At 72.8% G+C, this 17,432-nt stretch carries 17 protein-coding genes and 1 pseudogene; 14 read left to right on the forward strand and 4 right to left on the reverse strand.

Features of this window, described 5'->3' with window-relative positions; translation table 11 throughout:
* Nucleotides 1-111: 111 nt before the first annotated feature.
* Entirely contained in the window at nucleotides 112-1,776 is a 1,665-nt protein-coding gene (hutU, locus tag ACZ7LK_RS20140) for a urocanate hydratase (protein WP_392275244.1), read from the reverse strand.
* 126 nt (nucleotides 1,777-1,902) lie between these two features.
* Between hutU and ACZ7LK_RS20145 the strand changes: the two genes are divergently transcribed.
* From ACZ7LK_RS20145 to ACZ7LK_RS20175, 7 genes and pseudogenes are all read left to right on the forward strand, one after another.
* The gene (locus tag ACZ7LK_RS20145) at nucleotides 1,903-3,222 is read left to right on the forward strand and encodes a type III PLP-dependent enzyme domain-containing protein (protein ID WP_471142341.1); all 1,320 of its coding nucleotides are present in this window, start codon (nucleotides 1,903-1,905) and stop codon (nucleotides 3,220-3,222) included.
* Between the two features lie 36 nt (nucleotides 3,223-3,258).
* Nucleotides 3,259-4,614 carry an APC family permease gene (locus ACZ7LK_RS20150; RefSeq protein ID WP_471142344.1) on the forward strand — a complete coding sequence of 452 codons (1,356 nt, stop codon included), beginning with the start codon at nucleotides 3,259-3,261 and terminating at the stop codon, nucleotides 4,612-4,614.
* 130 nt (nucleotides 4,615-4,744) lie between these two features.
* Nucleotides 4,745-4,936, forward strand: a pseudogene (locus tag ACZ7LK_RS20155) (hypothetical protein); the annotation flags it as partial.
* A gap of 249 nt (nucleotides 4,937-5,185) precedes the next feature.
* Nucleotides 5,186-5,482 carry a hypothetical protein gene (locus ACZ7LK_RS20160; protein ID WP_471142842.1) on the forward strand — a complete coding sequence of 99 codons (297 nt, stop codon included), beginning with the start codon at nucleotides 5,186-5,188 and terminating at the stop codon, nucleotides 5,480-5,482.
* Nucleotides 5,479-6,369 carry a transcriptional regulator gene (locus ACZ7LK_RS20165; RefSeq protein ID WP_392275242.1) on the forward strand — a complete coding sequence of 297 codons (891 nt, stop codon included), beginning with the start codon at nucleotides 5,479-5,481 and terminating at the stop codon, nucleotides 6,367-6,369. The genes ACZ7LK_RS20160 and ACZ7LK_RS20165 overlap by 4 nt, the downstream gene beginning before the upstream one ends.
* 94 nt (nucleotides 6,370-6,463) lie before the next feature.
* Nucleotides 6,464-6,952, forward strand: a complete 489-nt coding sequence (locus ACZ7LK_RS20170) for a roadblock/LC7 domain-containing protein (protein WP_392275241.1) — start codon at nucleotides 6,464-6,466, stop codon at nucleotides 6,950-6,952.
* A 5-nt stretch (nucleotides 6,953-6,957) separates the two neighbouring features.
* The gene (locus ACZ7LK_RS20175) at nucleotides 6,958-7,332 is read left to right on the forward strand and encodes a hypothetical protein (protein ID WP_392275240.1); all 375 of its coding nucleotides are present in this window, start codon (nucleotides 6,958-6,960) and stop codon (nucleotides 7,330-7,332) included.
* Nucleotides 7,333-7,339: 7 nt separating this feature from the next.
* Here ACZ7LK_RS20175 and ACZ7LK_RS20180 read toward each other — a convergent pair whose 3' ends face one another.
* On the reverse strand, nucleotides 7,340-7,900 hold the full coding sequence (locus tag ACZ7LK_RS20180; protein ID WP_392275239.1) for a hypothetical protein: 561 nt from the start codon (nucleotides 7,898-7,900) through the stop codon (nucleotides 7,340-7,342).
* Nucleotides 7,901-8,039: 139 nt separating this feature from the next.
* The gene (locus tag ACZ7LK_RS20185; protein ID WP_392275238.1) at nucleotides 8,040-8,888 is read right to left on the reverse strand and encodes a MurR/RpiR family transcriptional regulator; all 849 of its coding nucleotides are present in this window, start codon (nucleotides 8,886-8,888) and stop codon (nucleotides 8,040-8,042) included.
* Nucleotides 8,889-9,075: 187 nt separating this feature from the next.
* On the opposite strand from ACZ7LK_RS20185, the gene ACZ7LK_RS20190 reads away from it, so the two are divergent.
* The 5 genes from ACZ7LK_RS20190 (at nucleotide 9,076) to ACZ7LK_RS20210 (ending at nucleotide 13,116) form a co-directional block, all read left to right on the forward strand.
* Nucleotides 9,076-9,492, forward strand: a complete 417-nt coding sequence (locus tag ACZ7LK_RS20190; protein ID WP_392275237.1) for a hypothetical protein — start codon at nucleotides 9,076-9,078, stop codon at nucleotides 9,490-9,492.
* Nucleotides 9,493-9,670: 178 nt separating this feature from the next.
* Nucleotides 9,671-10,096, forward strand: coding sequence for a hypothetical protein (locus ACZ7LK_RS20195; protein WP_392275236.1), 426 nt, complete (start codon nucleotides 9,671-9,673; stop codon nucleotides 10,094-10,096).
* A gap of 53 nt (nucleotides 10,097-10,149) precedes the next feature.
* Nucleotides 10,150-11,601 carry a hypothetical protein gene (locus ACZ7LK_RS20200; protein WP_392275235.1) on the forward strand — a complete coding sequence of 484 codons (1,452 nt, stop codon included), beginning with the start codon at nucleotides 10,150-10,152 and terminating at the stop codon, nucleotides 11,599-11,601.
* 10 nt (nucleotides 11,602-11,611) lie between these two features.
* Complete coding sequence (locus ACZ7LK_RS20205) at nucleotides 11,612-12,217, forward strand: hypothetical protein (protein WP_471142351.1); 606 nt, start codon at nucleotides 11,612-11,614, stop codon at nucleotides 12,215-12,217.
* A 65-nt stretch (nucleotides 12,218-12,282) separates the two neighbouring features.
* Nucleotides 12,283-13,116: a histidine kinase gene (locus ACZ7LK_RS20210; RefSeq protein WP_471142354.1), complete on the forward strand. Its 834-nt coding sequence runs from the start codon at nucleotides 12,283-12,285 to the stop codon at nucleotides 13,114-13,116.
* A 363-nt stretch (nucleotides 13,117-13,479) separates the two neighbouring features.
* Here ACZ7LK_RS20210 and ACZ7LK_RS20215 read toward each other — a convergent pair whose 3' ends face one another.
* Complete coding sequence (locus ACZ7LK_RS20215) at nucleotides 13,480-14,865, reverse strand: cystathionine beta-synthase (RefSeq protein ID WP_392275232.1); 1,386 nt, start codon at nucleotides 14,863-14,865, stop codon at nucleotides 13,480-13,482.
* 119 nt (nucleotides 14,866-14,984) lie between these two features.
* Here ACZ7LK_RS20215 and ACZ7LK_RS20220 point away from each other — a divergent pair, with 119 nt between their 5' ends.
* Both ACZ7LK_RS20220 and ACZ7LK_RS20225 read left to right on the forward strand, forming a co-directional pair.
* On the forward strand, nucleotides 14,985-15,971 hold the full coding sequence (locus ACZ7LK_RS20220; protein ID WP_471142845.1) for an SGNH/GDSL hydrolase family protein: 987 nt from the start codon (nucleotides 14,985-14,987) through the stop codon (nucleotides 15,969-15,971).
* A 183-nt stretch (nucleotides 15,972-16,154) separates the two neighbouring features.
* Complete coding sequence (locus tag ACZ7LK_RS20225; RefSeq protein WP_392275230.1) at nucleotides 16,155-17,375, forward strand: acetyl-CoA C-acetyltransferase; 1,221 nt, start codon at nucleotides 16,155-16,157, stop codon at nucleotides 17,373-17,375.
* Nucleotides 17,376-17,432: the final 57 nt, after the last annotated feature.

Consider the following 17,432-nt stretch of genomic DNA (forward strand, 5'->3'; position numbering starts at 1 on the left):
CCTGGAAGGTGGGCGGGTGCGTCCCGCTGGGCGAGGGTGTCCCGGTGGGCGGGGGCGGGCTCGCGGGCCGCCCCTGGGCGGGGCCGCCCGCAAGCCCGTCGTCGAAGCGGGTCACGACCGGTCGCCCTCCCGCATCGGGACGCGGACGCCGCGCTCGCCGGCGACCGACTCGGCGATGTCGTAACCCGCGTCGACGTGGCGGATGACGCCCATGCCGGGGTCGTTGGTGAGGACGCGGCGGATCTTCTCGCCGGCGAGCGGGGTGCCGTCGGCGACGGTGACCTGCCCGGCGTGGATGGAGCGGCCCATGCCGACGCCGCCACCGTGGTGGAGCGACACCCAGGAGGCGCCGGAGGCGACGTTCACCATGGCGTTGAGGAGCGGCCAGTCGGCGATGGCGTCGGAGCCGTCCAGCATGGCCTCGGTCTCCCGGTACGGGGAGGCGACGGAGCCGCAGTCGAGGTGGTCGCGGCCGATGGCGAGGGGGGCGGCCAGCTCGCCGGAGGCGACCATGTCGTTGAAGCGCTCGCCGGCGCGGTCGCGCTCGCCGTAGCCGAGCCAGCAGATGCGGGCGGGCAGGCCCTGGAAGTGGACGCGCTCGCCGGCCATCTTGATCCAGCGGGCCAGCGACTCGTTCTCGGGGAAGAGGTCGAGCATCGCCTGGTCGGTCTTGTGGATGTCGGCCGCGTCGCCGGACAGGGCCGCCCACCGGAAGGGGCCCTTGCCCTCGCAGAACAGGGGGCGGATGTAGGCGGGGACGAAGCCGGGGAAGTCGAAGGCCCGGTCGTAGCCGGCGAGCCGGGCCTCGCCGCGGATGGAGTTGCCGTAGTCGAAGACCTCGGCGCCGGCGTCCATGAAGCCGACCATGGCCTCGACGTGCCGGGCCATCGACTCGCGGGCGCGCTGGGTGAAGTCGGCGGGCTTCTCGGCCGCGTAGGAGGCCATGTCGTCGAAGTCGACGCCGAGCGGCAGGTAGGAGAGCGGGTCGTGGGCGGAGGTCTGGTCGGTGACGATGTCGATGGGGGCGCCCTCGGCCAGCATGCGCGGCAGCAGCTCGGCCGCGTTGCCGAGGAGGCCGATGGAGAGCGGGCGGCGGGCGTCGCGGGCCTCGGTGGCGAGCTGGAGGGCGTGCTCCAGGGAGTCGGCCTTGACGTCGAGGTAGCGGTGCTCGATGCGGCGCTCGATGGCGCGCGGGTCGCAGTCGATGCAGATCGCGACGCCGTCGTTCATGGTGACGGCGAGGGGCTGGGCGCCGCCCATGCCGCCGAGGCCGGCGGTGAGGGTGATCGTCCCCGCGAGGGTGCCGCCGAACTTCTTGGCCGCGACGGCGGCGAAGGTCTCGTAGGTGCCCTGGAGGATGCCCTGGGTGCCGATGTAGATCCACGACCCGGCCGTCATCTGGCCGTACATGGTCAGGCCGAGCTGCTCCAGGCGGCGGAACTCCTCCCAGTTGGCCCAGTCGCCCACCAGGTTGGAGTTGGCGATCAGGACGCGGGGGGCCCACTCGTGGGTCTGCATGACGCCGACGGGCCGGCCGGACTGGACCAGCATGGTCTCGTCCTGCTTGAGCGTCCGCAGCGTGCGGACCATCGCGTCGAAGGAGCGCCAGTCGCGGGCGGCCTTGCCGGTGCCGCCGTAGACGACGAGCTTGTCGGGGTGCTCGGCCACCTCGGGGTCGAGGTTGTTCTGGAGCATCCGCAGGGCGGCTTCCTGCTGCCATCCCAGGGCGCTCAGTTCCGTACCACGCGGGGCCCGTACGGGGCGGGGTCCTGACATGGGGATGCCTCCTCGGATGCCGGTGGGGCCGGCGACGGTTGCAGATTCAGTTATTCACATAGTGGCGGTCTGAATAGATGTAGTCAACGGCTGCGGAGCCGGACAGCGGATGATTGGCTGGGGAACATGGCTCCAGACCGTCGCGACCAGGCCGTGCGCGCGGCCGTCGACCAGTCCCTCGTCACCGCCGCCGAACCGGTCGCGGCACTCCTCGACGTCACCGGCGTCCGCGCCTCCGCGGCCGCGCTCCAAGCCGCCTTCGCCGAGGTCACCGCCGCGCCCGTGCTGCACGCCTTCGCCGTCAAGGCGTCCCCGCTCGTGCCCGTCCTCCGGCTGCTGTACGAGGCGGGGCTCGGCGCCGAGGTGGCGAGCCCCGGCGAGCTGGCCCTCGCCCGCGCGGCCGGCGTCGACCCCTCCCGGATCGTGCTCGACTCCCCCGCGAAGACCCCGGCCGAGCTCCGTGAGGCCCTCGCCCTCGGGATCGCCGTCAACGCCGACAACCCCCAGGAGCTGGCCCGCCTCGACGCCCTCCTCCGGGAAGCGCCGACCACGTCACCGCTCGGGCTCCGCGTCAACCCGCAGATCGGCGCGGGCACCATCGACGCCCTGTCCACCGCGACCGCCACCTCCAAGTTCGGCATCGCGCTGCGCGACGAGGGCGCCCGCGCCCAGGTCGTCCGGGCGTACCTCGACCGGCCCTGGCTCACCCGGCTGCACACCCACTCCGGCTCCCAGGGCGTCCCGCTGTCCCTCCTCGTCACCGGCGTCCGGGAGGTGTACGAGCTGGCCGAGGAGATCAACGCCGCCGCCGGGCGCCGCCAGGTCGACACCATCGACATCGGCGGCGGCCTGCCGGTCAACTTCGCCTCCGACGACGAGACCCCGACGTACGCCGAGTACGCCCGGCTCCTCGCCGCCGCGGTTCCGGGGCTGTTCGACGGCCGCTACGGACTGGTCACCGAGTTCGGCCGGTCGCTGCTGGCCAAGCACGGCACGGTGCTGGCCCGCGTCGAGTACACCAAGACGTCCGGATCCCGCCCCATCGCCGTCACGCACGCGGGCGTCCAGGTGGCCACCCGTACCGTCTACGACCCGGCCTCCTGGCCCCTGCGGATCGCCGCCTACGACGGGGAGGGCCGGCCCAGGTCCGGCGACCCGGTCGACCAGGACGTGGCCGGCCCGGCCTGCTTCGCGGGCGACCTGCTGGCCGTCGGCCGCGCACTGCCCCTGCTGAGGCCGGGCGACATCGTGGCCGCGCTGGACACCGGGGCGTACTACTTCGCGCACCACTACGCGTACAACTCGCTCGTCCGGCCCGGGGTGTACGGCTACGTCGGCCACGAGGACGGGTCGGTGCGCTTCGCGACCGTACGGCCGCCGCAGACCGTCGCGGAGATCGTCGCGGAGGCGGGCGGGGACCGCCTGGACGGCCTGCTCGCGCTCTGAGGGCATCCCCTGCCGGGGCGAGGGCAGAACTGCTCCATGACCACCACCGAACCAGCCGCGGGCGCCCAGGAGGAGCCCGCCCTCAAGCGGGTCCTCGGGCCGAGACTGCTCATCCTCTTCGTCATCGGCGACATCCTGGGCACCGGTATCTACGCCACCACCGGCAAGGTGGCCGGCAAGGTCGGGGGCGCGCTGTGGCTCCCCTTCGTCATCGGGTTCGCCGTCGCGCTCCTGACGGCGGCGTCGTACGTCGAACTCGTCGGCAAGTACCCGAAGGCGGCCGGAGCGGCCCTCTACACCCAGAAGGCGTTCAAGGTCCCCTTCCTCACCTTCATCGTCGCCTTCATGGTGATGTGCTCGGGCCTGTCGTCCGCGAGCGCGGCCGCCCGCGCGTTCAGCGGCGACTACCTCACCGAGTTCACCGGCGGCGCGGTACCGCCCACCCTGGTCGCGGTCCTGTTCGTCCTCGCCCTCGCCGCGCTCAACCTGCGGGGCGTGTCCGAGTCCGTGAAGACCAACGTCGTCCTGACCGTCGTGGAGCTGACCGGCCTGGTGATCATCCTCGCCGTCGGCGCCTGGGCGGTGCTGACCGGCGGCGGGGAGCCGTCCCGGCTGGGTGAGTTCCAGGCGGCCGGCACCGGCTACGCGCTGCTCACCAGCGTGCTGGGGGCCACCGCGCTCGGCTTCTTCGCCTTCGTCGGCTTCGAGGACTCGGTCAACATGGCCGAGGAGACCCGCGATCCGGTGCGCACCTTCCCCCGGGCGATCTTCGCGGGCGTCGCGGTCACCGGCACCCTCTACGTCCTGGTGGCGCTCGTCTCCTCCCTCCTGGTGGACCACCGCACCCTGGAGGGGTCCAGCGGGCCGCTCCTGGAGGTGGTCAAGGCCGGCGGGGTCGACTTCCCGCCCAAGGCCTTCGCGCTCATCGCGCTGTTCGCCGTCACCAACTCGGCGCTCATCAACATCATGATGGCCTCCCGCCTCTGCTACGGCATGGCCAACGAACGGATCCTGCCGCGCGCCATGGGCCGCGTCCTGCCCCGGCGCCGGACCCCCGTCGTCGGCATCGCCTTCGTGTCGCTGCTGGCGATCGGGCTGGTGACCACCGGCGGGATCGAGGGCCTGGGCGACACCACGGCCTTCCTGCTGCTGTGCGTCTTCGCGGTGGTCAACATCGCCGTCCTGGTCCTGCGCCGCGACCGGGTGGAGCACCGTCACTTCCGTACGCCCACGGCACTGCCGGTGCTCGGTGCCGTCACCGCGCTCGTCCTGGCGAGCCCGCTCGCCGACCGGGACGCGGACGTCTACCTGCGGGCGGGCGTCCTGGTCGCCATCGGGGTGGCGCTGTGGGCGCTCAACAAGGTGGTGATGCGGGCCGGCGGAGAGGCGTAACCGGCGACCCTATCCCCTCCGGCGCACGTTCCTGCGGAAAATGCCAGAACTCCCACCAGCCAGGGGAACGTTGCGTAGCGTCATGGTCACAGCCTTGGATGCGTAACGGGGAACAGGGAGGGGAGCCCGCGTGCCCGGAATCGACGAGTGCCTGCGCGAAGCGATGAGCCTGCCGGGCGCGCTGGGGGCGGCACTCGTCGACTGGACCAGTGGCCTCGCCCTCGGTACGGCCGGCGAGTCCCCGGTGGGGGACCACGAGACGACGGCGGCGGAGACGGCGGAGTTGGCCCGGGCGGCGGCGGAGTACGAGTCGTTCAGCCCGGACGCGATACCCGCCCCGCCCCCGGACCGGGCCGCGCTCCCGCCCGCCGGACGGACGGCGGCCCCCGCGGCGGCCCCGCCGCCGGCCACGGGCCTGCCCCCGGCCCTGGGCCCGGTACCGAGCCCGTTCCTGGGCCGGCTCCCGGGCCCCGACCGGGGTCCCGTTCCCGGTTTCACCCATGGACCCGGCCAGGGCCCTGCCACCGGCCCCGCCCATGGACCCGGTCCGGGCGCTTCCCCGGGCCCCGCCCTGGGCGCGGCTCCCGGCCCCGCCCCGGGGCCGCCCCCGGGCCTCTCCCCCGCCCCGCCCCGGAGCACCGCCACGGCGTCGCCGCTCCCGGTGCTGCCGGGCGGCACGGACCCCGGAGCCCCGCCCATCGAGGACGTCATCGTGACGACCCGCTCCGGCTACCACGTCCTGCGGTTCGTCGAGACGACCTTCGACAGCAGCGTCTTCCTCCACCTGTGGCTGGACCGCTCCACCGGCAACCTGGCCCTCGCCAGGCTCCGGCTGCGGGAACTGGCGGAGCGGCTGGTGCTGGTATGAGCACGCGTACCGCCGGAGCCACCGCCACCAGGACCGTGGTGTCACCGATGCTGCTGCGGCTCGCCCACGAGCACGCGACCGGGGCGCTGATACGGGACCACGGGACGCTCTACCTCGTCGACGGGCGGGTGGCGCACGCGGAGAGCCCGGTCGCGCCCGGCCCCGACGTCCTGCTGACGGCGGGCGGCCGGCAGCCCCGGCAGGGCCCGGTCTCCCCGGGCGAGCTGGAGATCTGCCACCTGGGTGCCCTGTTCGACGCGGCGTTCTTCGCGCTCGCCCCCGGACGCGGCCCGGCCCGGTTCCAGTACGGCACCGTGCACGGGACGCACGCCGTGCGGGCCGTACGCCCCGTGTCGGCGGCCGACCTGGAGCGGGAGACGCTGCGCCGCCGGGAGCTGCTCGACAACGTGTGGCCCTACCCCGCCGTCGACGCCGCGCCCGTCGTCCCGCGCCCCGCCGCCCCGGGCCAGACCCTCACCGCGCGCCAACGGGCCCTGCTGGCCCACGCCGACGGCCTCCGCACCCCCGCACAGCTCGCCTGGGCGCTGGGCAGGCCCGCGTTCCACACGCTCCTGGAGATCCGGCGGCTGGCCGCGGCCGGGCTGGTGACGACCCCGCCGGACCCGGTCCTGGACTCCACCCTGGACCTGGGCCCGGACCCGGCCCTGGATCCGGTTCCGGTGGGCCCCCACCCGGGCTCCGGCCCCGACCGGTCGCCGCCCGCCCCGGACGCGTACCGCGCGGGCCCGCCCTGGACGACGACCCCGCGCGGGACGGCTCCGTACCAGCCGGCCCGGTACGCCCCGTTCACCCCGGCCGGCCTGGCATCCGACCCGGACATCGCCCTGCTCCGCCGGCTCCGTGACGCCCTGGAGGCCCATCTGTGACCGCCCGTACGCCCCGCACCAGCTCATGAGGCGCGCCTTGCGACAGCTCGCCGAGAGAACCGAGCGCAGTGAGAGGAGCGAGAGGAGACAGCTCATGACGGCGGCCGAAGCCGAGGTGCTCGGCGAGCTCAGACGGCTGCGGGCCCGTGTCCCCCAGGTGACCGGGGCGCTCGCGGCCAGCGCCGACGGCCTGGTCCTGGCGAGGGACACGGCCGACGCCGACGCCGCGGAGGGCGTCGCCGCGCTCACCGCGGCCGCGCTCGGCGTGGCCCTGCGGCTCACCGAGGCCACCGGCCAGGGCGGCTTCCGGGAGCTGCTGGTCCGCGGCGAGCACGGCTACGTCGCCACCTACGCGGCGGGCACCTCCGCCGTCCTGACGGTCCTCGCCGAGCCCCGCATCAACGTGGGCCGGCTCCACCTGGAGGCCCGCCGGTCCAGCGCCCGCATCGGCGAGCTGGTCGACGGCGCCCTCCAGCGGCGCACCGCGCAGTTCGAGGCGCGTGCCGCCCCCACGACGGCCGCGTCCACCGCGGCGAACCGAGCCGTACCGCCCCTCCCGTCCCACAAACCGAAGGAAGCGTGACACTCATGGCCAACACCGAAACCGCCCTCAAGGAAGCCACCACGGTCATCGACGGTGCCCTGGGGGCCGCTCTCGTCGACTACACCAGCGGCATGGCGCTCGGCACGATCGGCGGCGGCAAGGACCTGGACCTGACGGTCGCCGCCGCGGGCAACACCGACGTGGTGCGCGCCAAGGTGCGCACCATGGAGATGCTCGGCCTGAACGAGGAGATCGAGGACATCCTGATCACCCTCGGTACGCAGTACCACCTGATCCGGCTCCTCAAGGGCCGGGGCGCGAACGGCCTGTTCATCTACCTGGCGCTGGACAAACAGCGGGCGAACCTGGCGATGGCCCGTCACCAGCTCCGGAAGATCGAGGCCGAGCTGGACGTCTGACACGGGCTCAGCGGCGCCGCGCCCCGCCCGGCGCGGCGTCGCCCGCCGCGATGCCCGTCGACCGGTACGCCTCGACGGGACCGCCGGCCGGGCCCTTGGTGAGCCGGTCCACGGGAACCCACCAGAGGGTCTCCTCGGTGCGTTCCCGGTGACCGATCCACCGGGCCTTCAGCCACAGTCCGGCCCCCGCGCCCGCCAGCCACAGCCCGCCCGCGCCGGGCGCCGCGAACGACGCGCCCACGGCGGCGGTGAACGCGGCCAGGAACCACCACCGGCGGGCGCGCCGCCGGACCCGCAGGGTCACCGCCCGGTCCTGGAGGAAGTCCGCCCGCGCCGCCCTGGTGGCCTCGGCGGCCAGCCGCGCATAGCGGCCGCGCCGCGCCAGGGCCACGGCGGCGGCGGTCACCAGGAACAGCGCGGCCCCGGCGAGCAGCCCGGCGCGCCGCCCGGTGAGGCCGGGCGACAGCGTCCCCGCCCCGGCCGCCAGGAGGCCCGCCCACCACAGGGGGGCCGCCCCCGCCCGTACGACCACGGCCACTCTCGCCAGCGCCTGTCCTCCGCGCGCCACGTCCGCCTCCCTGTCCGGCTGTCCGACTGTCCGCCCGTGCGCGGCCGTCCGGTGCCGACGGCCACCCGGTGCGGCGGGAGGGTAACGCCGTTTCCTTAACGTTGTCTGAGAGGCGGTCCGGAGGACCCCGGCTCCGGGGTCACTCCACGAAGAGGCCCCGCGCGGCGGCCGCCGCGTCGAACTCCTCCAGCCGCGCCTGGGCGTCCGGCAGCCCGTCGCACATCGCCTCCAGCAGCACCCGCCCCAGCAGCATCGGCGCGCACGCCGTGTCGAAGGCCAGCCCGGTGCCGACCGCCGCCGGGAGCAGCAGGTCGCTGTGCTTGGCCACGGGTGCGAACGCGGAGTCGGCGACCGTCACGACGGTCAGCCCGGCGTCGCGCGCGTACGCGAGGGCGTCCACGACCTCCCGGGGGTGCCGGGGCAGGGCGAAGCACAGCAGCACGGTGGCGCCCGCGCGCACGGACGCGTCGATCCGGTCGGTGAGCATCGTGCCGCCCTCGTCGAGCAGCCGTACGTCCGGGTGGACCTTCGCCGCGAAGTACGCGAAGCCCCGCGCCTGCGAGGACGCGGCGCGCAACCCCAGCACGGGCAGCGGCCGCGAGGAGGCGAGCAGCCGCCCGGCACGCTCGACCGGCCCGGGGTCGGCGAGGAGTTCCGCGAGGTGCCGCAGGTTCTCGATCTCGCCGAGCACCGCCTGCTGGTACTCGTTGTACGCGGACTCGCCCGCCGCCGGGCCGGCGGCCGGCTCGGCGGGGGCCACCTCGCGGAGGTGCCTGCGCAGCGCCGGGTAGCCGTCGAACCCGAGCGCCACGGCGAAGCGGGTGACGGACGGCTGGCTGACACCGGCCAGCTCGGCCAGTTCCACGCTCGACAGGAACGGTACGTCGCCGGCGCGCCGCACCATCGAGTGGGCGATCCGGCGCTGCGTGGGCGTCAGCCGGTGCCCCTCGAAGAGCGCCTGTAGCCGTGCGGCGGCGCTGTCGCTCATCCCGTCCCCCTCTGTGTCCACCGAGCTCTCCCACCCGATTATTCAGTCACTCAAGACTCTGCATGACGATATGCAGCCGAGCAAGCGGCCCGGGAGCACCGGACCGCTGCCCCGGGGGTGCTCCGGGGGGCGAAGACGGGGGCTAGCCCCACCGACACGGCGGCCGGGGCTCCGTACCGTGAAACCCATGGAAGCCCGCGACACGGAGCTCGCGAAGGAGCTCGACGCCACCCTCCAGGCCCGCCGCGAACTGGGGGCGGAGTACGAGCCGGCCCTCGTCGAGTCGTTCCTGGAGAAGCTGGAGCAGCGTCTGGACGACACGGTCGAGCGCCGGGTGCGCCGCCAGGTCGCCGAGCAGCGGATGGTCGTCGCCCGGGGAAGCCGCCCCGGCGGCGGCCCGCCCGGGGAGAACTTCGGCGAGCGCTTCGGCTTCGCCATCGTCTCGCTGATACTCGCCGTCCCGCTCTCCGCGATAGGCGTCGGCAACGCGGGCCTGAAGGGCCTGCTCGTCACCTGGGCCGGCATCGTCGGCGTCAACGCCTTCCAGGCCGCCCGCACCGCGCCCTGGGCCCTCGCCCGGCGCGCGCACGACGAGGAGCGATAGGCCGTGTCTCGTGTCCGCCTTCTGCACGAGACTCTCACAACTCGCAATCCCCGTGGGAAATAGCCCCGTTATTCCGACGAATCCGGCGCGGAGCCGGGCACGCCCGGCCCCCGGGTCCGGAATGCCGACATAGGATGCCGACACGAAATCGTGATCACCAGCATCGGGGGTTGGCGCCATGGGATTCGATGAGGAATGGGCCCAGTTGAGGGCCGAGGCCGCGAGCCGTCGGGAGACGTCCATGCGGCTCAACCAACTGCCCGCCGACCAAGGCGGGGGCGGCGGACCGGACTTGGCGTCCTCCCCCGCCGAGAAGCGCGCGGCGGCCAACACCATCGAGACACTCATCGTGCCGGACACGAAGAAGGCCACCGACTGGGCGGACGAGGCCACGACGGGCGCCGTGGGTGCGCTCAAGGGCTGGGAGACCGCCACCGGGCTCAAGACGGTGCAGACGACGTGGGACAAACAGGTCAAGACCCTCACCGACCGGCTGAACCGGGAGAAGGGCGCCCTCCGGGCCACGGTCACCACCCTGGGCGGCGTGGACGTGGGCCGTGGTCAGGACATCGCGAGCATCCCGTCGAACATCCGCAGGTACTGACCGCTGCCGCAGCGCGTACGTGCCGGATGTCCCGTCGCCCCTGAGGAAACAGAATGCTGACCTATCACGAAGTCATGTCCACGGACTTCGGACCGCTCAACACCGCTGCCGACAAGTGGCAGAAGATGGCCGACGAAATACACAAGGTGGAAATCACCTACCGGGACCATGTGCAGAAGATAACCATGGGTCCGACGTGGCTCGGTCAAAGCGCCGTCGCGGCACACACGAACTTCGCCGCGACGCGTCATGAGTACCAGGCCGCTCAGACCCAGGCCAAAGCGACCGCCACGCTGCTGCGCAACGCCCACCAGCAGTTCGTCGAGCTGAAGAAGCAGCTGGAAACCGCTCGCACGGACGCCATCGAGGCCGGCATGAAGGTGTCCGAACAGGGCAACGTGGCCTACGACTGGGACAAGCTCACCCCGGCCGAGCGCAACGCGGCCCGTCACGACCCCGACCACGCCAGGACCGTGCGGGAGAGCGAGCAGTCCTGGGCCGAGTACATCAAGGCCTGTGTCAAGGCCGTCGACGACGCCGACAAGGACCTGAAGAAGGACCTGGAAGCGGTCGTCAAGGACGCTCAGGGCGGCAAGAACGACGAGACCCTGGGCACCGGGTTCAACGGCGACGCCGGGAAGGTCTCCGCCGCGGACGACAAGCAGAAGCAGGAGCGCACGGAGCTCAACGCGCTCAAGATGCGCGACGACGAGACCCTCGACGACTACGTGAAGCGCCTGCAAAAGGCGGGCATCGAGAACGTCACCGGCAGCAAGCGGGCCGCCGAACTGTTCGCCGCCGTGCAGAAGGGCACCCTCAGCGCCGCCGCGTTCGCCACCGCGACGGGCATGACGCTGAAGGGCTCGTACAAGCTGTACAAGGCCCTCAAGACCGGCAAGGAGGTCACGGCCCCGGGCACCATGCTCGCCAGGTTCATCAACGAGCGGCTGCCCGCGGCGCCGGGCAGCCTGCTGAGCCGCGTTCCCCCCGGCATGGTCACCGCCCTCACCGGCTCCGACGAAGCGGCGATGTTCGCCGGTGCCATGAAGAACGGCGTCTTCCACATGCCGTCGGCGGCGGAGGCCAACCTCATCAAGGTCGCCCAGAACGGCGGACTCGCGAACGCCGCCAAGGCCGCGGGCTGGATGCGCGGCGTGGGCGTGGTCGGAGGCGTGGCGGCCACGGCCTACGGCATGGCCAACCTCGCCACGTACGACACGGACATGATCAAGGCGAACCCCTCGAAGTTCGCCACCGACCTCACCGGCACGGCGTTCAGCGCCTCCATGACCGCCCTCACCGTGGCGCCCACCCCGGTGACGCTGGGCCTGGCCGTCGGTACGGGCATCGCGTACGGCGGCGCGGTGATCTGGGAGAACCGCGAGGCCATCGGCGACGGGCTCGAGAAGGCCGGGGACTGGGTCGGCGACAAGGCCTCGGACGTCAAGGACGGCCTCGCCAGCGGGGCGAAGAAGCTGGGCAGCGCCCTCAATCCGTTCGACTAGCGAGGAATTCATGCACACCACCATCAGCCCGTTCACCCTCACCCACTGGAGGGAGCGGAAGAAGGGCGAGCGGACCCAGTGGGGCTGGCAGGGCACCTCGCCGGAATTCGGTGACATCCGGGTGGTCCACCCGGCGCGGCCGTTCGCCCCGGAGAAGATCGTCACCGAGGTGAGCGGCGGTCTGATCCCCACGGCGACCTTCGAGGCGCGCGGACTCCACACGGAGGGGATGACCCGGCCCTCGCTCAACCGCGCGGTCCTCCGCGTGGGGGACGGGCACGTCCGGATGAGCCGGAACCGGTGGGGCATGACCCACCGGGGCCGCTCCCTGCACCTGACCTACCTCGGGGACGGCTACCGGCTGACGGCCGTCGACCGCCGTTCGTACACGCTGTCCCGGGTCGCGGACGCCGAGGACCCCGGCGTCGTCATCACCGTGCGGCAGTCGGGCCGGAGCAGGCGCATGACGGTGCAGGCGGAGGGCCGGGTGCTGCACGCCGACATCGCCCTCGCGGCGCTCTTCTGCGGGGTCGACCGTTCCGTACTCACCCGGCGGGGGGCCGTACGGGCAGGGTTCTCCCGGGTCTTCGACCTGTGGGCCGAGTCCCAGTACTGACCGCCTGACGGCTTCCGACCGGGCCCGGGGCGGGCTTCGGTGAGTGACTACCAAGTGAGTGAGACATGCCTTCGTTCGACGTTTCCAGGTCACGCTTCCGGCTGGCCGACGAGCACGTGGTGGTGCTCTCCGAACTGGCCGCCGGGGAGGAGGTGCCCGAGGAGTACACGACGGCCCACAAGGAGCTGGTGGAGTGCGGACTGATCCACCGGGACGGGAAGCTGTCCCACCTCCTGCTGCCCCTGATGAAGACGGTCCTCTCGCCCGTCGTGGTCATCTCGCTGGAGGCGGGCGGGCGGCAGGGCAAGCTGCACCACGGGATGATGATCGGCCAGGACGACGTCGTCGCCCATGAGGCGTGGCCCGGGCAGGCCGAGGCCGAGTACTCCCTCGTGGAGCCGAAGACGCTGGTCTGGAAGCTCGCCGACATGGTCGGCCTCCGGCAGGCCCCGGCCGCCCGGGAGTCGGCGCTCCCGGTGGTCGAGACCACTCTCGGCACCGTCGAGGCGGGGCTCACCGCACTGGAGACCCTGCCGCCGGGCGGCTCCGCCGACCAGGAGCGCGACTACATCGGCCAGGGCCTCGCCTCCGCCGGCACGCTCGACGGAGCGGCACTGACGCAGCTCACCGAGCTGATCTCCGAACTGCGGTCGAGCTGGCGGATGACCGCCGCCTGGCAGACGGCCCCCGGGGGCCTGCCGGCTGTCGAGGCGCGTGGCTTCGCCGTGTGGGACTGCGGGCCGCTGGGCTACTGGCTGCGGGAACTGCCGGCGGAGCCGCTGACCGCGGACGCCATCACCTCGGCGACTCCCTTCCGGCTCGTCCGCGTGGACGCGAAGACCATCTGGACGAGGATCACCGGCCTCCTGCCCGGAGAGGGGGAGATCCGCCGGGCCTGAGCGCGCCGGCGACGTCCGCGGGGACACCGGGCAAACCGCTCGACGGACGTACGGAGTGGCTCGCGGCCGCGCCGCCCGCGAGAACCACCGGGCACGAGAACCGCCGGGCAGCGCCCGGGAGCGGGAAGGTGGCGCGGGGACCGCCGCACCCCCGTTGCCGGGGGGCGGGACGACGGCGGTCCCCGCGAGGGGCACGGGCCGGGTCAGGACCGGTCTCCGTGTCCGCGGCGTTCTTGGAGGTCCGGGAGCCGCTCCGGTGGTCCGTGACGCCGACGAACACCACACTGCCGGAAGCGTGTTAAGCGAGTGCTGCGGCAGCGTGACGCGCTCGTACCGTTTCGGCGAAGCGGCTTCTCCGATCGGCTACTTGCCGTCCTTGGCGAGGAAGGCGAGCAGGTCCTGACGGCTCACCACACCGGTCGGCTTGCCCTCGACCAGCACGATCGCCGCGTCGGCCGTACCGAGCACGGACATGAGGTCCGCGACCGGCTCGCCGGAGCCGACCTGCGGCAGCGGGGCGCTCATGTGCTTGTCGAGCGCGTCGTCGAGGGAGGCGCGCTTGGTGAACAGGGCGTCCAGCAGCTCGCGTTCGACGACCGAGCCGACGACCTCGGCGGCCATGACGTCGGGGTGGCCGGCGCCGGGCTTGACGATGGGCATCTGGGAGACGCCGTACTCGCGGAGGACGTCGATGGCCTCGCCGACCGTCTCCTCGGGGTGCATGTGGACGAGCTTGGGGATGTCACCCTCCTTGTGGCGGAGGACGTCGCCCACGCTGGCGGACGGGCCTGCCTCCTCCAGGAAGCCGTAGTCGGCCATCCACTCGTCGTTGAAGATCTTCGACAGGTAGCCCTTGCCGCTGTCGGGGAGCAGCACGACCACGACGTCGTCCGGGCCGAGGCCCTCGGCGACGCGCAGCGCCGCGACGACGGCCATGCCGCAGGAGCCGCCGACGAGGAGGCCCTCCTCCTTGGCGAGGCGGCGGGTCATCTGGAAGGAGTCCTTGTCGGACACGGCGACGATCTCGTCGGTGACGGTCCGGTCGTAGGCGGAGGGCCAGAAGTCCTCGCCGACGCCCTCGACGAGGTAGGGGCGGCCCGACCCGCCGGAGTAGACGGAGCCCTCCGGGTCGGCGCCGACGACACGGACCGTGCCGCCGCTGACCTCCTTCAGGTACCGGCCGGTGCCGGAGATGGTGCCGCCGGTGCCGACGCCCGCCACGAAGTGGGTGATCTTCCCGTCCGTCTGGTCCCACAGCTCGGGACCGGTGGTCTCGTAGTGCGAACGGGGGTTGTTCGGGTTGGAGTACTGGTCGGGCTTCCAGGCGCCCGGCGTCTCACGGACGAGCCGGTCGGAGACGTTGTAGTACGAGTCGGGGTGCTCCGGGTCGACGGCCGTGGGGCAGACCACGACCTCGGCGCCGTACGCCCGCAGCACGTTGATCTTGTCGGTCGAGACCTTGTCGGGGCAGACGAAGATGCACTTGTAGCCCTTCTGCTGGGCCACGATGGCGAGGCCGACGCCCGTGTTGCCGGACGTGGGCTCGACGATCGTGCCGCCGGGCTTCAGGGCGCCGCTCTCCTCGGCCGCCTCGATCATGCGCAGGGCGATGCGGTCCTTGACCGAACCGCCGGGGTTGAAGTACTCGACCTTGGCCAGGACGGTGGCCTGAAGGCCCTCGGTCACACTGTTGAGCTTCACCAGCGGGGTGTTGCCGACGAGGCTGATCATCGAATCGTGGTATTGCACCGTAGTCTCCGGGGTCTCCGTAATGGTCCCGCCAGCGTATGCGTAGTCGGAGTCGAGTTCGGGGCAGTTAGCTCTTGTACCGGATCGAGGAGGTGGCTGTCCCTATGTCGAGGGCGAGGGTGGCCCGGCGGATTGCCGCCGGCGCGGCGTACGGGGGCGGCGGCATCGGCCTGCTGGGGGCAGCGGCCGTCGGGGTGCTGCTGGCCGAGGTACAGCTCGCGAAGCGGTCGGTGGGCGGTGGTGTGGCACCACTGCCGCCGGCGGCCGACGGTCTGTACGGCCGGGGGTACGGGGGCGGCGCCGACGCCGTCCGGCTAGCCCTCCTGGGTGATTCGACGGCCGCCGGGCAGGGGGTGCGGCGTGCGGGCCAGACGCCGGGCGCGCTGCTCGCCTCCGGGCTGGCGGCGGTCGCGGAGTGTCCCGTGGAGCTGCGGAACGTCGCGCTGCCCGGGGCGCGCTCGGACGACCTGGAGCGGCAGGTCTCGCTGCTGCTGGCCCCTCCGGGGCGGATCCCCGACGTGTGCGTGATCATGATCGGGGCGAACGACGTGACGCACCGGATGCCGGCGACGGAGTCGGTCCGGTACCTCGCGACGGCCGTGCGCCGCCTCCGTACGGCCGGGGCGGAGGTCGTGGTGGGCACCTGCCCCGACCTGGGCACGATCGAGCCGGTCTACCAGCCGCTGCGGTGGATGGCGCGGCGGGTGTCGCGCCAGCTGGCGGCCGCGCAGACCATCGTGGTGGTGGAGCAGGGCGGCCGGACGGTGTCGCTGGGCGATCTGCTGGGTCCGGAGTTCGCGGCCAACCCGCGCGAGATGTTCGGCGCCGACAACTACCACCCGTCCGCGGAGGGCTACGCGACGGCGGCGATGGCGGTGCTGCCGACCGTCTGCGCGGTGCTGAACGTGTGGCCGGAGACGGACCGGCTGGAGGCGGACCGCCGAGAGGGCATGCTGCCGGTCGCGAAGGCCGCCGCGGAGGCGGTGGAGGAGGCGGGTACGGAGGTCACGGGCGCCCGGGCCCCGTGGGCGCTGCTCAAGCACCGGCGCCGGCGGCGGCTCCCCTCGGTCCAGGACCCCGCCCCGCTCCGGGACGCCCACGGGTGAAATCGCCCGGTCCGGGCAGGAACCGGGTACGGGACCGGGGCCCGCGCGGACGCGGGCCGGAGCCCGAGGTGCTGAGCGAGCGCTTAGAAATGCGGTCGGCATCACACGTCCATCCCGATGACCCAGGCCATACGTACGGGTAACTTCCCTCTCAGTCCTGCCCCTCGCCCCTCTGGAGCCGTGATGCCCGAAGCCGTGATCGTCTCAGCCGCCCGCTCCCCCATCGGCCGGGCCTTCAAGGGCTCCCTGAAGGATCTGCGGCCGGACGACCTGACCGCCACGATCATCCAGGCCGCGCTCGCCAAGGTGCCCGAGCTCGACCCGCGCGACATCGACGACCTGATGCTCGGCTGCGGCCTGCCCGGCGGTGAGCAGGGGCACAACCTGGGACGTATCGTCGCCGTGCAGATGGGGATGGACCACCTCCCGGGCTGCACCGTCACCCGGTACTGCTCCTCGTCGCTCCAGACGTCCCGCATGGCCCTGCACGCCATCAAGGCGGGCGAGGGCGACGTCTTCATCTCCGCCGGCGTCGAGATGGTCTCCCGTTCCGTGAAGGGCACCAGCGACGGCCTGCCCGACACCCACAACCCGCTCTTCGCCGAGGCCGAGGCCCGCACCGCCGCCCGCGCCGAGCAGGAGGGCGCCGACTGGCACGACCCGCGCGAGGACGGCCTGCTGCCCGACGCGTACATCGCGATGGGCCAGACCGCCGAGAACCTGGCGCGCCTCAAGGGCGTCACCCGCCAGGACATGGACGAGTTCGGCGTCCGGTCGCAGAACCTCGCCGAGGAAGCCCTCAAGAACGGCTTCTGGGAGCGGGAGATCACCCCCGTCACCACCCCCGACGGCACGGTCGTCTCCACGGACGACGGCCCGCGCGCGGGCGTGACGCTGGACGGCGTCCAGGGCCTGAAGCCGGTCTTCCGCCCCGACGGCCTGGTCACCGCCGCCAACTGCTGCCCGCTGAACGACGGCGCCGCGGCGCTGGTCATCATGAGCGACACCAAGGCGCGGGAGCTGGGCCTGACCCCGCTCGCCCGGATCGTCTCCACCGGCGTCTCGGGCCTGTCCCCCGAGATCATGGGTTACGGCCCGGTCGAGGCCAGCAAGCAGGCGCTGAAGCGCGCCGGGCTGACCATCGGCGACATCGACCTGGTCGAGATCAACGAGGCGTTCGCCGCGCAGGTCATCCCGTCCTACCGGGACCTGGACATCCCGCTGGAGAAGCTGAACGTCAACGGCGGCGCGATCGCCGTGGGCCACCCCTTCGGCATGACCGGCGCCCGCATCACCGGCACCCTGATCAACAGCCTCCAGTTCCACGACAAGCAGTTCGGCCTGGAGACGATGTGCGTCGGCGGCGGCCAGGGCATGGCCATGGTCATCGAGCGGCTGAGCTGAGCCGTAGCGGAGGGTAGGGGTCGCCCGAGGCACGAGGGCGGCACCTGCCCGCAGCGG

The sequence above is a fragment of the Streptomyces sp. NPDC039423 genome (assembly GCF_055598725.1).